This window comes from Lysinibacillus sp. FSL M8-0216 (assembly GCF_038595555.1).
GTDB classification, from domain to species: domain Bacteria; phylum Bacillota; class Bacilli; order Bacillales_A; family Planococcaceae; genus Lysinibacillus; species Lysinibacillus fusiformis.
Genome location: NZ_CP152007.1, coordinates 681,896 through 698,569, shown reverse-complemented (window position 1 = coordinate 698,569; position 16,674 = coordinate 681,896). Strand labels below are relative to the sequence as shown.

At 31.3% G+C, this 16,674-nt stretch carries 12 protein-coding genes; all 12 read right to left on the bottom strand.

Annotated features, from left to right (window positions below; genetic code table 11):
• Positions 1 to 9 precede the first annotated feature (9 nt).
• The 12 genes from MKX57_RS03215 to MKX57_RS03160 all read right to left on the bottom strand — a co-directional run bounded on the left by MKX57_RS03215 (position 10) and on the right by MKX57_RS03160 (position 16,674).
• A complete protein-coding gene (locus tag MKX57_RS03215) occupies positions 10 to 1,110 on the bottom strand; it encodes a glycosyltransferase (RefSeq protein WP_342550771.1) in 1,101 nt (366 codons plus the stop codon).
• Between the two features lie 43 nt (positions 1,111 to 1,153).
• Positions 1,154 to 2,290, bottom strand: coding sequence for a glycosyltransferase family 2 protein (locus MKX57_RS03210; protein ID WP_342550770.1), 1,137 nt, complete (start codon positions 2,288 to 2,290; stop codon positions 1,154 to 1,156).
• Positions 2,283 to 3,230, bottom strand: coding sequence for a GDP-L-fucose synthase (locus MKX57_RS03205; RefSeq protein ID WP_342550769.1), 948 nt, complete (start codon positions 3,228 to 3,230; stop codon positions 2,283 to 2,285). Before MKX57_RS03205 ends, MKX57_RS03210 begins: the two co-directional genes overlap by 8 nt.
• A 108-nt stretch (positions 3,231 to 3,338) precedes the next feature.
• Positions 3,339 to 4,361, bottom strand: a complete 1,023-nt coding sequence (gmd, locus tag MKX57_RS03200; protein ID WP_342550768.1) for a GDP-mannose 4,6-dehydratase — start codon at positions 4,359 to 4,361, stop codon at positions 3,339 to 3,341.
• Between the two features lie 15 nt (positions 4,362 to 4,376).
• On the bottom strand, positions 4,377 to 6,359 hold the full coding sequence (locus tag MKX57_RS03195; protein WP_342550767.1) for a glycosyltransferase: 1,983 nt from the start codon (positions 6,357 to 6,359) through the stop codon (positions 4,377 to 4,379).
• A gap of 4 nt (positions 6,360 to 6,363) precedes the next feature.
• Entirely contained in the window at positions 6,364 to 7,470 is a 1,107-nt protein-coding gene (locus tag MKX57_RS03190; protein ID WP_342550766.1) for a methyltransferase domain-containing protein, read from the bottom strand.
• Positions 7,463 to 8,458 (bottom strand): TylF/MycF/NovP-related O-methyltransferase, encoded by a 996-nt coding sequence (locus tag MKX57_RS03185; RefSeq protein WP_342550765.1) that lies wholly within the window; start codon positions 8,456 to 8,458, stop codon positions 7,463 to 7,465. The genes MKX57_RS03190 and MKX57_RS03185 overlap by 8 nt, the downstream gene beginning before the upstream one ends.
• A gap of 122 nt (positions 8,459 to 8,580) precedes the next feature.
• On the bottom strand, positions 8,581 to 9,807 hold the full coding sequence (locus tag MKX57_RS03180) for a hypothetical protein (RefSeq protein ID WP_342550764.1): 1,227 nt from the start codon (positions 9,805 to 9,807) through the stop codon (positions 8,581 to 8,583).
• Between the two features lie 418 nt (positions 9,808 to 10,225).
• The gene (locus MKX57_RS03175) at positions 10,226 to 11,302 is read right to left on the bottom strand and encodes a glycosyltransferase family 8 protein (protein WP_342550763.1); all 1,077 of its coding nucleotides are present in this window, start codon (positions 11,300 to 11,302) and stop codon (positions 10,226 to 10,228) included.
• 117 nt (positions 11,303 to 11,419) lie between these two features.
• A complete protein-coding gene (locus MKX57_RS03170) occupies positions 11,420 to 12,316 on the bottom strand; it encodes a hypothetical protein (RefSeq protein ID WP_342550762.1) in 897 nt (298 codons plus the stop codon).
• Positions 12,317 to 12,416: 100 nt separating this feature from the next.
• The gene (locus MKX57_RS03165; RefSeq protein WP_342550761.1) at positions 12,417 to 13,304 is read right to left on the bottom strand and encodes a hypothetical protein; all 888 of its coding nucleotides are present in this window, start codon (positions 13,302 to 13,304) and stop codon (positions 12,417 to 12,419) included.
• Between the two features lie 580 nt (positions 13,305 to 13,884).
• On the bottom strand, positions 13,885 to 16,674 hold the full coding sequence (locus tag MKX57_RS03160) for a 6-hydroxymethylpterin diphosphokinase MptE-like protein (protein WP_342550760.1): 2,790 nt from the start codon (positions 16,672 to 16,674) through the stop codon (positions 13,885 to 13,887).

The window sequence follows — 16,674 nt, the reverse complement described above, 5'->3', positions numbered from 1 at the left end:
CTACACCAATTAGCTATGTAATTCAAAAAAGTGTATATCTTTTTCAAACCCTAGTTTTTTCAATTGATTCCCTATTTCTTTTGTATACATACTTGCAATAATAACTGCGATATTGTCCTTGTTTTCACTTAATATACTGCTCGGCTTATTGACTAGTTTATCTAAAAATATCGTTCTATACTTACGTTCATCATTATCTACAAAATAAGCTACTTCAAACGGTAAATTTCCCACTATTCTTTCTGCATGATTTCCTGTACCAAATACAATAAGTTTTGTTCCTAAGCTCATTCTATCCAATAACCTATCATTAATTAAGGATATATTATTCCAACGGGTCTTTTCTCTATATTCTAAGTATAATTGCCTATATGGATGCTCTGAGTAGATATGCCATGGTTTTATATCAGTTGTAAAATGAATTATTGATGGATTTGAGCAAACTTTTTTGTATTCTTCTAATTCAAAAAATACGGTTTGCACATTCCATTTAGTATCTAACTGATACCACTCACCACCTAGAACGGCATTTAATGTATCTTGATCCCAGTAGATTAACTTAGCAGGATTATCTATAGCAAACTGAAAAGCTTTTTCTGTAACATTAGCTTCTCTCCACTTGATAAGATTAATTAACAGTACTCCTGAATTAAAATAATGCTGATTGTTAATCCCTAGCCCTTTCAATCTATTTAAGTCTTGTTTAGAATCTTCAACTGCACCTATTATGTACTCATCTATATTTTCCTTGAATAATTTAACAATATCATCACCTACTATGAGATCACTATCTACATAAATCGCCTTTTCAGCATCTACTGGTAAAAGATTTGGAGCAATTAAACGATAATAGGCAGATTGTCTAATATGTCCACTTATATAAAATTTTGAAAATATTTCTTTATCTATATTAATAAATTTAATGTTACCATTTAATTTATTCACTTCCCACTCTATATATTCTCTATTCTCTTTTCCTATTCCCTCATCTAGAAAATAGAACATAATACTTTTTGATTTGGTATTCGATAATATAGAAATTATTGTAATAGTAGCATGACATAAATATTGTTCATCACTTGCAATAATTATATTGATTTGCTCACCCATATTGATATACTTCACCTCAGATTTATTCATCTAAAAAATATTCTTAGCTAATCTCAGTACCTTTCAAAACCTTCGATACTAATTGTTTCCATGTTACAATTTTTTTTGTAGGTATTTTCTTCTGCAACTCTTTCACAATTTCTTCATCGTGCGAAGCTTCAACGCTCAGCAAACATACGTCATACAGTTCTAAATTATCTATTAGCCATTCTGAATTATTAACAGTAGTATCAAATAGCTTATCTGTGTAATTGAAATAATTATTATCAATAAAGGAAATTACATTAATGTTCTCTTGCTGACAGTCCATAAATAACATTTGAGCAATATCTTTCGTACCAAAAATTACAGCTTTGTTATATACATTTTTATTTAAAGAACTTGTAATTCCACGTTTATTACATAATAGATGCTTATTCCATATTTTTAAGTAGTTCATTGTATTAGCATCTTCTGAGTATACTTGTTCAATTTGAATATCCTTACTAAGTAGTTCATTAACAATTTCAAATATCTCTTGGATTCTAAGTTTTTCATAGCTTGGATCTGAGCTAATACCATCTTTTTCAAAAACTGTCGTAACTTTTTCTATAAAAGTACCTTGACTTTCTAAATCGAGTAAGCACTTCGCCATTAATCGAGTATCTGCAGCAATTTTATAATTTGTATTAAAATATCCAAATTTATCAAAGCAAGTTTTTTTCACAAAAAAAGACGGGTGCGGGATAGCATATCCTTTTATTAAACTTTCTTTAACATCTGTATTCGTTGGGAAATTATAATAGTCTGTTTGTCTTGTAATAGGATCTATTGTTTTTAAAATCCCATGAACATAATCGAGTGTAGAATCTTTTTTAAACCTTTCCAAAATTGTTTCTAAAACACCGTTATCCAAATAATAATCACCAGCATTAAGAAAATGCACGATAGTACCTGTTGACTTACTTACACCTTTATTAAACGCATCATATATCCCCTCATCAGGCTCCGATACTATCTTATCAATTTTGTCCCGATACTTCTCCACAACCTCCATCGTTCTATCAGTGGAGGCCCCATCAATAATAATATACTCAATGTTTTCATATGTTTGCCCTAGTACACTTTGAATCGTTTGTTCTATTGTCTGTTCAGAATTATAACAAGCTGTTATTATACTAATTTTCGGTCCTTTATTCATGCTTTATGGCATTATCAAGATACCAACTATATGCATCTTGAACTCCTTCCTTCAATTCTATTGAATGTTTCCAACCAAGATGATGTAATTTAGATACATCTGTTAACTTTCTCGGTGTGCCGTCTGGCTTACTAATATCAAACACTAGCTTGCCTTCATAGCCAATTACGTCACATAACAGGAATGCTAATTGCTCTATAGATATTTCTTTTCCCGTACCAATATTAATAAATTCCCCAACCAGCTCAGCATCGCAATGTTTCATTAAATAAACACAAGCATCAGCTAAATCATCCGCATGCAAAAACTCACGGAGTGGCCTACCCGATCCCCATACAGAAACTGTCGATTCCTTATTTACCTTTGCTTCATGGATTTTCCTTATAAGTGCAGGTAATACATGTGAACTTTGCAAATCGAAATTATCATTTGGTCCATATAAATTGGTTGGCATTACACTAATGAAATTTGTTCCATATTCTTCATTATAAGCATTACACATTTTAATGCCTGCAATTTTAGCTATTGCATAGGCCTCGTTTGTAGATTCTAATTCACCTGTAAGTAAAAATTTTTCTTTTAGCGGCTGTGGCGCCATTTTCGGATAAATACAAGTACTTCCTAAAAATAGAAGCTTTTTCACCTTAGTTTGACGTGCTGATTCAATGACATTCGTTTGAATCATTAAATTATCATATAAAAACTGCCCTGGGTATGTTGAATTTGCTAAAATTCCACCGACTTTTGCTGCGGCTAAAAATACATAATCTGGCTGTTCCTCTTCAAAAAATGCCTCTACTTCTACCTGCTTACGTAGATCTAATTCTTTGCTTGTTCTAGTTATAATATTTGAATACCCAGCAGCATTTAGTTTTCTAACTATTGAAGAGCCAACTAATCCCCTATGGCCTGCTACGTATATTTTTGATTGTTTATCCATTGCATACTCACCTTTTATTTCAATCTATTATTATTATCGGCACACTACCATCAAACTACATTAAAAAGCGACAAAGGTATCTACTATTTCCCCCTTCATCGCTTCTTTTTAGTTTTCTATTCTTTTTAAGTCTTCTTGAACCATCATTTGAACTAATTGATGGAAAGAAGTTTTGCGTTCCCAACCAAGTTTTTCTTTTGCCTTTGTTGGATTTCCAAGTAATAATTCTACTTCAGTTGGACGGAAAAATTGAGGATCAACCGCTACAATAACTTGACCTGTTGCAAGATTGATTCCTCTCTCATTAATACCTGTCCCTTGCCATTCAATATCAATACCAGCTTCACTAAATGCACACTCTACAAACTCACGAACAGTTCTAGTTTCACCTGTTGCTATAACATAGTCTTCTGGTTTTTCTTGTTGCAACATCAGCCACATAACCTCAACATAATCCCCTGCAAATCCCCAATCACGTTTTGCATCAAGGTTGCCTAAATATAAGCAATCCTGATTACCATTCTTAATATTCGCAACAGCCATCGTAATTTTTCTTGTCACAAATGTTTCTCCACGTAATGGTGATTCATGATTAAATAAAATTCCGTTACATGCAAAAATATTATATGCCTCACGATAATTCACTGTAATCCAATACGCGTACATTTTTGCTGCGGCATACGGACTTCGAGGATAAAACGGTGTTGTCTCAGACTGCGGTGTTTCCTGTACTTTACCATACAATTCACTAGTTGAAGCTTGATATACTCTAGTCTTTTGTTCAAGTCTTAAAATGCGAATAGCTTCTAATAAGCGTAATGTTCCGATTCCATCAGCATTAGCTGTATATTCCGGAGTATCAAAAGATACATGTACATGACTCATCGCAGCTAAATTATAAACCTCATCTGGTCTAAGTTCAGACATTAAACGAATTATATTGGAAGAATCCGTCATATCTCCATAATGAAGAGTTAATCGGTCATCCTTTAGAAACTTTTCTATCCGATCATAACGTTCAATAGAGGAACGTCGAACAAGTCCATGTACCTGATATCCTTTATCTAAAAGGTATTTTGTTAAATAGGCACCATCTTGGCCCGTGATGCCTGTGATCAGTGCAGATTTCATCCCATTCTTCCTATCTTAACTATATATTTTTATTAATCTATTTTTAACAACCTTTGACAGTTGTTCGTAAATCTCTTCCTCAAAACTAGCAGAGGAAATTAAAATTGGTATTTTGTCGTCGATATCATTTATTCCGATAACTTCATACTCTTCTAAAAGCTTTGTTCCAATCAAATTAGAATTTCGATCAATAATACCAGTAATATACCCATTTAAAAATGGACTTTCCTTCAATAACTCTAATGTATGTGTTCCTGCTCCATAAATATAAACTGGCTCATTTACCTTCATTTTCATATAGTCATCTACAAGGATACTTACACTTTCGGTATTGAATAATTCAAATGAATTGCATTGTATCTGATTTCCACTTAGAATTGCCTCTTTATTTCTATCAAAAAAAGAACGCGAATAAAAATTACTGCCCATGACTGTATTTAATATATGATTATTTTCTCGTATTGGCAAAACAGGTTGGAAAAATGGCTTTCCGCTTTTTCTTACTAAGGTTATACCACTCGTTAAAACATCTGTTTCTACGGTTTTATAAAGCATCGTTTTAAAGTAATTTTCCGCAAGATGAAACTTATCCTTTTTGACAAAAACTATGTCTGCTTTCGATAAAGCTCCTGTATTATCAGAAATAACTGCTAAAGTCTGACTTTCACGTATTTCTTCAACAAGCGGTTTTCCTTTTAGTTGCTCTGCATGTAAAAATAGTTGTTGATTTTTAATCACATCGGGAACATGCTCTAAATCAAAATAAAGAATTTCATCTTTTCTCTGTTCAAATAGCTGGATAGTCTTTTCATATACTTTTAAATATTTGTGTGCTATTAACTCGTGATCAAAATTAGCAACACAATAAGAACGAGCTGCATATCCAAACGATACTCTTAAATCACTATCTGTAACTAGCAATTCAGTGTAAGAATAAAGAGCATCTTCATCTTTTTGAGGAGCAACAAACCCGGTTTCATCATGCTTAACAATTTCTGGAATCCCACCCGTATCAAATGTTACAATTGGAATTCCACATGCCATAGCCTCAGATATAACTAAAGGGCATGTATCTGCTAAAGAAGGGAATAAGTACAAGTCAAAAGTATTATAAACCTCTGCCATTTCCTCTTCTGTTGATAAATATCCAACATGATATAAATAGTCATTTTCATATCCTTGCACTGCTCCACCAACATTAACGAGTAAGACATCATATCCTGCTTCAATAAGCCGATCAATGACTTTTTGCACGTATTTCCCGCCTTTACGTTCTTCCCCAAATGTCCCACCATTAGCTACTGCACCAATGATAATTTTATTTGTAGGAAGGCCATACTTACGACGTACTGATTGCTTGTCCATTGGGTGATACATCTGAATATTAACACCGTTTAAAACAACCTCCATAGGGTGTCCTTGTAATATTCCTTTTGATGCAATATCCCCGATCCATTGAGCAGCTGGGACAATAAACAACTTAGAGTTATTATATATCTCTTTTTTCTCTTCCCAATTTAAGTGCGTACGGTCTGACTGAATAGCAGGATACTCATTAGGATATGGGCAATTTCCGCAACCAGTCATCCATTTACTACAATCATAAGAATAAGAGCAATGCCCCGTAACCGATTGCATATCATGCAATGTCCAGACTATCGGTTTAATATGGGATAACATTGAAATCGCATATGGATTGAAATAATCACCATGCATATTATGTAGATGAATTACATCAGCTTGTTGAAAAAGCGGATTTTCAAACAATCTAAATGCACCAAAAGTATTATAATTCACATAGCCTTCTTCTTTAGATTTTTGAATAAGTTTATGATGCTTTCTAATATCAAAAGGATACACAAAAGAATGCTCGGACTCTTTGATTCCAACAAGCGCATTACTTTCTAATCCCAATGATTGCTGACTTTGTAAAAGACGCATCATTACCTTTGCTGCACCGCCACGTAAATCATTGGTATTTATATGAAGTATGTTCATTTTTTCACCTTCTCTTTATTTTTTTTGTTGCTTCCATAAACAAAGAGTCTGGTTTGCGCACTTTCCCATTTATTTCATCTAATTGATACTCACCAAAATTCGGAATTGTACTTTCTAATGCATTCATTTTAGTAACATTTACAAATCCTGTTTTTAAAAGAGTCCTTTTTAATAAGTATTGATCATACATTTGTCTATGAATTTCTCCTTGGTTTCGAAAAACACCTTCATCAAAAGCTCTCAGATAGTCCATTCCTAGCTGTGTTTGTATATACTCCCTAACTTCTTCTAATTTCCCATCGGGTACAGATACTTTTTCAACTTCAGTTTTTACGATATAATAGTTAGTAAAGTCATGCTCTTTTAACTGAGCTTCTATCTCTCTCCACCATGTCGAAGCAATTATTATATGTGCACTTTTAGATATATTGTATAAGGAATTAACAAGAAAATTATCGACAAGTTGACCGATAAGAGACGTAGAATTATCAATATAACCATTAATATATACGCTATGTTTTGATAGTATTTTCTCAATTCGTTGACCAAATGTACCTGCTCCAAAAATGTAAATACTTTTTTCCATTTGAATACTCGAAAGTTTATTTATAAGCTCTCGTTCTTGAGCATTAAACATCTCATACCCAATACGTTCAAACATAAAATCAAAACCATTTGTTAAATCGAGCATTTTGTTACCCATTTTACCGCCACTTATGGAGCGGGTCGTTTGATCATACATCTCCATATGCATCCACTCATAATTAAAAACATTTTCTTTACTTTCATATTCTTTAACACGATCTAGTGAACTCAAATAATTGCGCGTTATATTTTCCAAATCCGGAACTACAATACGAACTATTCCATTTGGCCTCAAGACCCGATAAATTTCATTTAGTAGACTTAAACCATCTTGTATTGAGAAATGCTCAAGTACATGAGAAGAATATACAACGTCAAAAGAACTTTCTTCAAATGGCAGACCTTTTCGAATATCCACATTTATGATTTCTTCATGAATACTATTTATATCAATGTTAACCCAGGCTTTATGAAAAGTTGATCCACAACCAACGTTTAATAACTTTAAAGAATGATTATCAATCATGCGTTTTCAACCCCAACCGTCCAGTAAAATCGATTTTATTTAACAACATTTTCACATTATACTTCTTAAAGTAATCGTTTACTGCTTTACGTGCACCTTGCCAATGTCCATAATCATCAATGATTAATACACCGTTCAAAGATAATAATGGATATAAATGCAATAATTCTTGATAAGTAGATTCATACCAATCTGTATCAAGACGTAGCAAACATAGCTTTTCGGGTAAATTTTCAGTTAAAGTTTCTTCCACTTTTCCTTTTACAAAATGAATTTTGTCCATTGGATAACTGGTTTTTTCTATATTACTCTTAACATCGTCTAAAGAAGCATAACACCACAAATTCACAGAACTTGATTGAGATTGTAACCATTTTTGTTCTGCCCTATTTCCACAGAAATCAATATCACTATCACTTGGTTCTGACATTCCCTCAAAAGTATCATATAAATATACATCTCTATCAGTAACTCCTAGTTTTCTAAGAGTTTCCATAACCATCATTGAACTTCCCCCACGCCATACACCACACTCAACAAAATCCCCCTGTACTTCATTAGCAATAACGTATTTAACAGATTGATATAGCGAGTAAAGACGATCTATAGAAGTCATAGAATAATTCTTAACTTTAATATATAATTCAATAAACTCATCTTCAATATCCATATCTATGTTCAACAGTTCTCTAATTTGTGCTACGGATAGCAGTGTCAAAGCATCAAAAAAATGAATACCCTCAACCAAATCCATGGAAATTAATTGTTTAGAAATATCTTCATACTGTGAAGAAGCAACAAGAATGATAAAATCCTTCAAATCGATTTGCTCCATGCATTCCTTAGGTGAAAAAATTTGTAAGTCATGAAAAAATCCTTTAGATTTTTTTTTATCGTTATCTATGAATGCATATATATCCTCCATAGTAATATTTTGTATAACACTCTCTGCAATTCGACCTGTTCCAAAGATAATTTTCTTTTTCATAACAACCAGTCCTTTCTTTTAAACACTTAAAAAAAACCTATATCTACGACATCTATCCTAAAAAATAGGTTATACTAGTTAGCAAAAAGATAATTAAGTAGTTCGTGGACATATTAATAGAACTATATGAAATCTTTCCATGAAAAAATTTCTACCCTATCTTCTTTAAATATCTGTTTCAATTTTGCAATAATCTCTTTATCATGATTTCCCTCTATAGAAACAATAATTTTCGCCTCTTTTTCAAATAACCTAGTTGGTTCAACAACCTCTATACCATTTAATTCTTGGTTATTCTCTGAAAGTTTGTTAACCATAAACTTTTCAATCGAATACCCATTTACTTTGAAAAAGGAGTTTATTATTTCCCCTAATTCAGCCGTTCCAAAAATATAGACTTTATTTTTAAAGAGTTCCTCTAAATTGTTTTTATCCATCAAATACTTAAAAAGTTTGATTTTCATTGAGTCTGTCATAGCTCGCTCTTTTAAATCATTTACAAAAAAAATATTTTCTGATACATAGAAATCAGCCTCAAAATTAATCTTTATGCAAGTTGGGTGTTTAAGAGGGAAATTCATTTTAAATGTTGGAAGGTTTTCCAATAATTTATTCTCTGAAGTAGTATGAGTTGCATTCTCTCTAAATCCAATGTTGCTAACTAAATTTTTATTTGGTAATATAGCCAGTCCTTTATGATACCAACAAGAATATGTCCATTGATAATCCCATGTATCAATTTTCCCTAAATATGTATCATTATAAATCGTTGTCCAGTACTCTTTGAAAAACACATCATAACATAGTTGATCAAAGTCACCCGACACTTTATAGTTAGGCCACGACTTCATCTCTACATCCATTTTACCCCAAGAATTTCGCCATGTAGCCCATCCCCAACAGTGAGGGAATATGGAAAAGTAATAACTTTCTTCAATTTCAAAATCATCTGTTTGAAAGTTATTCCCTGAAATCGCCATGATTTTCTCATCGTCTTTGTAATAATCCAACAAATCTTCGCAATATGCAAAAAAATCTTCGTGTGGGACACAATCATCCTCTAAAATAATGGCATCCTCCACATATGAAAATACTTCATCTAATCCTGAGGAAATTCTTTTCCGACATCCTAGATTTTCTTCTGAATATATGTATGTTACATCACAATCCCAATTCACTTGTAGAACTGCACGTGTCTTTTCACATAGCTGTGCTTCGTCTTTTTTGTGGGCTCTAGGACCATCTGCGATAACAAAGAGTTGATCTGGCGCATATTTGCGAATTTCTTCAAAAACGATAGCTGTTGTATCTGGGCGATTGAATATAATGAATGCTACAGGTTTCTTCACTTACATATGCCTACCTTTCTTCGTATTTTTCATATTTATACCAACACTTTAAATAGTATTGCTATTAATCCTCAAACTCACTTATTTAAGCCCTTATTACCTATAAATTCCTTCTGAATTTTACGTATTAGTGGAAATGGAATAATGACCATAAATATCCTTATATCAGGGTCAACATCCTTTAACACATCTATACATTGTCTAGCCAGAGCTTTATTTACTTTCTAACTAGTATAAAGTTTGATTTTCACAATAATAATTACCTCATGTAAGGACATTCTTTCCAGAGATTACTCGAATTTATGCAACACTATTATATGGGCAGGAATAATCTTTAAGTGATGAAAACCATTATTAAAAACTTATTACCTGGCGTACCTCAAAACAAAATATTTTCTGTTAAAGAAATACTTACTTTTCATCCCTTTATAAAAAAATCCGGTTGAAATGGATGAAGAGTAAACCCTAATTGCTTTAATTGAGCTATAATTTCCAATTTATAAGTTAAAGAACCAATACATATTACTAAATTATCCATATTTCCTAACTCTGTTGGACTAATAATGACTTTACCATTAAATAACTTTCCCCATTTTGATGAATCATTGTCTAAAAAACAAAATATATCTATATTCAATCTTTGTAATCTTTTAAATAACCGTTCACCGCCCAATGAAGCACCAAAAATCACAATTTTTTTATTAAAAAAGTCGCGCATTAATGCTTCATAATCATCCTTCCATAAACTTAATTTAATATACTCCTCATATCGACTTTTATAGGGATGATTACTAAAAATTCCCCAAGGTTTATTTCCAGCAAAATGTATTAACTTCGGTTTAAAATCCCTATTTCTTATTAAATTATTATGATTATCATATATATAGTTCCACTCATACCCCAAGTTACGGTAATTTCCTTTTACGGTGTGATTTAAAGCGTCTTGATCACATGTGTTTTTTTTGTTAAGTGGGTCAATAATGAATTTCACTATTTTTTCTGTTAACTTTGATTCTCTCCACTTTTCAATATTAATAATCAGTACGCCTGAATTAAAGTAATCTCCAACATCCAATCCTATTTCTTTAGATAAATAATCATTTTCATCACAGGTAGCTGCTACATAATAATCAGAAATATCGATATTATTAAGTTCTGTAATATCTTCTTCTAAGATAATATCACAGTCTAAATAAATCACTTTCTGCTCATTTGGAAATAATTCAGGTATAGCAATTCTATAATATGCAGTTCTACTTATATAATTCCTTTCATGAAATTCTTCAAATCTTTTAGAATCAATTTCAATAAATTTAATTTTACCACCATATTTTTCGATACTCTTGGAAAAATACCTTTTATTTTCCAAGGATAAATTTGAATTCAATATATTTATACTGATTTTTTCAGGAAACTTGGTATTCTCGAACATTGAAACAATCATGGCTCCCAGATGCATTGCATACTTGTCGTCTACACTTGTAATTATCTCCATACTTATTTCTCCTCATATTAATATTATTAAACTCAATACACTTACTAAAACTATTTGTTTCAATTATAACTATCTACAATAATGTTGAATAAATAATAAAAATAGCTTTAAATTCACTTAAATATTCAAACAATTATCTTTTCTATAAAAAATACTGCTATAAGATGGTCTATCTTCCATACCTTTAATCCCTGCAAAAGTTATACATTTAAATTCCTTAGACTTTAAATAATCAAAACCCTCTTTATAGTATTCACGTTCAGTATCATCCCAGATTATTATACCTGTCTTAGATAGCGACTCTACTGCATTAATAGCACAGTTCACTCTATCTCGTCCATCAACAATTGCAATATCAATATCATTATATTTCCTAATAGACTTAGAATAAGCTCCTCCATATTCTAATTGTATAAATAAAATCTCAGTTTGTTCTTTTGTAAAAGCATTCTTCACTTTATGAAACCAAACTTTATCATTCTCTACTGCAATAACTTTATTTACATGCTTTTCCCACCACAAAGTACTATTTCCTGAACCCCATTCAAATACCTTGAAATCACTTTGAATTCTTTCTTTTATAAAGAAAAATAGGGGATAACTAATCCATGGTATAGGATTTCCTTCATAATCAACTGATGCATTAATTACTAAACTATGATAATATCCCACTTGTTTCAAATATTCATTCTCTCTAAATAGCTTCAATTGTTCGAAGAGCTCTTTATAAGGCTCTTCATGCACTGTAATAATATCCCCATTAAATATTTCCGCTAAGCCCTTTTTAACTTCAAATGCTACTTGTTTGTTTCCTAGAGCCACACAAATACAATCTATTTTATTTTTAACATTCAATTGGATGTCCTTTTTTAAGACAATAGGCAAATTTGCATTTTCTTTAAAAGCTTCTTGAGGTTTTTCATCTATAAAGAATTCAATTTTATGACCCTGTAATTCTAATAATTTCTTTGCATAATAGCCTGATAAACCTGCTCCGTATATTGCCAGATTCATATTAAATTCCTCCATAAAAAAGTGTTTTTCATATTCTTAACACCATATAACTAGGTATTTTATACATGCTTAATTAATATATCACCTGAGGTTTGGATAATTACTTAACAGCATCAACTATTAAAGATGTATATCTAAGCTGTCCGTCCCAATTTCTAGGGTCATTTTTGTTTCTTTTTATAAATCCGTCTTCATAGTTATATGATAAAGTATGAAAATTACCATTCTCATCAAAATACTCTACTAAATTGATAACTCTAAATCCTGCATCCCTCAACATTTTTTTTATCAATTTATAATCATAAAATATTTTATGTTGATCTCCATAAATGTTTCCCATACCTTTTTCTTTGCATAACTCACAATAATACTCACTAGGATGGTTTTTATCTGGTACTGCTATTCTTAATCTACCGCCAACTTCCATGTACTTTTTACACCTAATAGCAGCATCGACCCCTTCAGCATAATTTAAATGCTCCCAAACATGTTCTGCTACGAAATTTGACACTGAATTATATTTAAATAGTCTCTTCCAATCTTCTTCTTTTAATAAATCAAGAAATGCCTGATTTGTAGATATCCAATTTGGTTGATATGTATCATTTGCACCAATAATTATCTTAATTTTCGCATTTAAACTTTCAAGCTTTCTTCTCACTTCCCTATAAGAAAGTGCATCTTTGAAAACATCAGACTTAACAAAATCTCGACCTTCCATTAATTGGAATTTTATTAATTCCACCTCAATTTCTTCGTAAAAAGAACTACAAATAACTATTAAATATTCTTGAAAGTTTATTTTCCCTATAACTTCTGGGCCTAATATTTGTTTTCCGTATAACATTTCATTTTCTTTTTTTACATTAGAATCAATAAAAAATTCAATATCAAAATTATAATCATTTACTTTTGCATTTATATATATATTTTTCGCCAGCAAACCTGTTCCCCAAAAAATGATTTTTCTGTCTATATAATTATCCATAATTCCACCTTAATTCTACTTTTTAATATAAATTATAGTTGACTTTAAAAAACCACCTAAATGCATAAGATCTTATTGAAAGGAAGGCGGTGACTCCTGCTGCAAAATGGAAATCTGGATACCCTCGCAGCGAAAAAGCTCATGCCGCTCCTATGGATAGCCTCCTCATAGAGTGAATTAGGTTGTTAAAGTCGATTTTGGTGTAGATCGTAATTACAAAAAATAATCTTGTTACAATTAATAATTTTTAAGAAACTTTAATTTTCATTTAAATTAATGGCTATAATACTGTATTGAATATCCACGTTAGCACATTATATAAAATATTGATTTTTCATGAGATATAATCAGTGGAATTTTATAGCTCATTTTGATAAGAATGCATATTTCCTTCAGTGAAATAATACCTACTAATAGATGTTTATTAAAAGCTAAAACATCAATTAGTAAAATTTATTTTGAAATGAGTTAACAATGTGTAAATGATGTATTGTATTTTCAGCATTTGTCTTATTCTTTTCATATGTTTGCTGAATTTCGAGTAATTAGAAAACTAGTTACACATACATCGGATCATATATTAAAATTTGGCCGCAGGTCTAAATCCATTTGAGATAGAGAAATTTGTCGCCAAACTTCCTTTCCAATAATGCCCATTCTCACCGCGCCATTCTCCCTTGCCTGTTATGTAACTTCCTCGAATTACAACTAAATTGTTATCATCAATACTATTATCTAAACACCAACTTGTTTTACCAGGTATACAATTCCAGTACTCTTCTTCATTTTTAATATTAGTATTTTTCATTGAGTAGTTTTCAATGTATTGATACCAATCATTTTTAATATCACCTAAGAATCTACCTCCAGTAGGTAATGTTATAGATATTTTATTTGATATAAATAGTCCAGTGCTAGTTGCAATTTCAGCATGTTTCAAAGATATCCATGAAATTTCATTTTGAATATTGCGATCCGCAATAAGCTTGTTGTCATCTACACAAATAAAATAAAAATCACCTTTAGGATATGCTATTGGTACGATTGATAAAAAATGTCCAGTTTCTTTTCCTACCCCCCTAAACTTCCCTACCTGAAATTTTTCCGCTTCGTAATGACATCTAATCCGCTTTCCTATATTTAAATCTTCAACTCTATCTACCTCATGAATATGATAGACACGTCCACCTGCATCCAAATTAATTCCGATAAAATTTAAATTAATATCTTCAGAAAGAACTTCCACTTTTACTTCATGTACATTATTTGTCAGTTCAGATGCTGCGAATATAATTTGATTTTGAAATGAGCCAAACCTCTCTTCATCATACCGCTCATAAACCAGGACAACCTTTTCATTATTATCAATAGTAACCTTTATTTTCAAAGGACTTTTCGAATGATTTGATGCAATGATTTGGAAACTTGTCCCTCTAAGTTTAAATTCAAAGGAAGCCGCCCTCTCCTTCGTTTCAATACCTACTGCATAAAATTCATCATTTTCTTTCTCAAATAATGTGAGCCATTTTTTTTTCCAATTTCCTTCATAGTGAAAAGCACCACATGTCGATTCATAAAATTTCAATTTTTGATCTAGATTCATTTTCAAGAATACGTTTGTTTGTAAAATCGGTATTACTTTTTTATAAGTGGTTAAAATTGTATCTAAATATATTTGGTAATGCTTTAGTAAAGTTTTTATACGTTCCCCTATGCTTTTTTTCTTATTACTTACTCTTAATTTAGCTATCAATTTTTCATTGTCCATTTTAAGAATTGGATTAAGAATTAGTTTAGATAGTAAAGTAGTTTGCATTTCAATTAAAAGTTTCTCAAATCTTTGTAAAATATCGATTGGCTGTTCGGATGAGATTACATTTGAATTCTCATCTAATTGTTTCAACATTCTTTCTATTTCACCGAATAAATTCATATATATTGAGCATTCTTTTTCTAATTGTTTAAGAACTTTTCCATTTAGTTTTTGTTTTTTCGCATCGTTTTGATACCATTGTTCATATACGACTTTCTGGTCCAATTCCTCTTCAATAACTGCTCTTAAACTTTTAAAATTCGTGCCTTTAATTTTCGCACCGCCCTGGGTTGTATTTATTGTAGGCACTTTAGTAAATTGAAGTACTATTTCCATGTCTGCTTTCATTTGTTGAAAATGTGCATTTGTACTTACTTTTCTATTATGTACATCTTCAACTTCAATTATTGTTGCCTTATCTTGATGCTGAACTGTGTTATCTGAGTAACCCTGTTTTTCTTTGTCAAATCGATCAATACCATCAGCATAAAATTTATCTTGTTTAAAGGCGAAATTTTGCCCGACTAAAATAATTTTACTTACCTCTAAAGCGTTAAGTAGCTGTAAAGTGATGACAGCAATTGATGGCGCATCATAGATAACTGATTTCTGTTGTTTCTCAAGTAAATGTTGTGTCAAATTGTCCTGCGTTGTAATAAAGCTAAACAAAGGTCCAAAGTATTGATCCAGTGTTTCATGCCCAACAGTCGTTGCATAAATCATCGGGATATTTTTAATACCGTTACTATATATTTCTTCAAATAATTTACAGTTATGTTGCTGTGGATCATACGTACATACCGCATCTGGATAAATATTATTATTAATCAGCACTTTAGTTGCAGATCCTACTGCAATAATGTAAGCGAGCCCATTTTCTTTTATATATTTCAGGTTTGCAAGCTCATCATTTAAAGACGGTCCTGCACTAACAATTATTACTGGTTTCCCTTTAAAAAACACTTTTTTTTCAAATATACTTTGACTCTCTACTACATATTGCAAGTTTTTTATTGTATTAATCGTCCATCTCTTTGAAAACTCCATGACCGTTGCAATATCATTGCCTGTCATAATAAGAAATTGTTTAAAGGATTGATTAAAGTACTCAATTTGTTTTGGAAATAGTCTTTCATACACTGGTAAAGTAATTATTGTAAATTTTTGATGTACTAACTCTCTTAATTGTTGTAAATTCTCTTGCAATGAATCCTTTTTATCTTCTACTAAGAAATATGCTAACTTTTCTTTTGGAAATGCAGTTTTAGACTGTAGCTTTAAACACAAGTTAGCAATTTCAGCAACTGGTTCATATGCCGATACAAGTTTTTCAGGGAACTGCTGACAAAAGTATCGTATATGATAACCTAACCCCACACCATAAAATAAGATATGCTCTGATTCTTCTATCTCTTCTTTAAGAGAATCGATAAAACGCTCAGCTTCTTGTACAGGATTATATTTACTATGGAGCATCATTTTTTTATCATCTATCTCTACTTGTAAAGCGGGCACTCCTATCTTACTATCCAGTACTTCAACTTGAAGTTTGCTCAC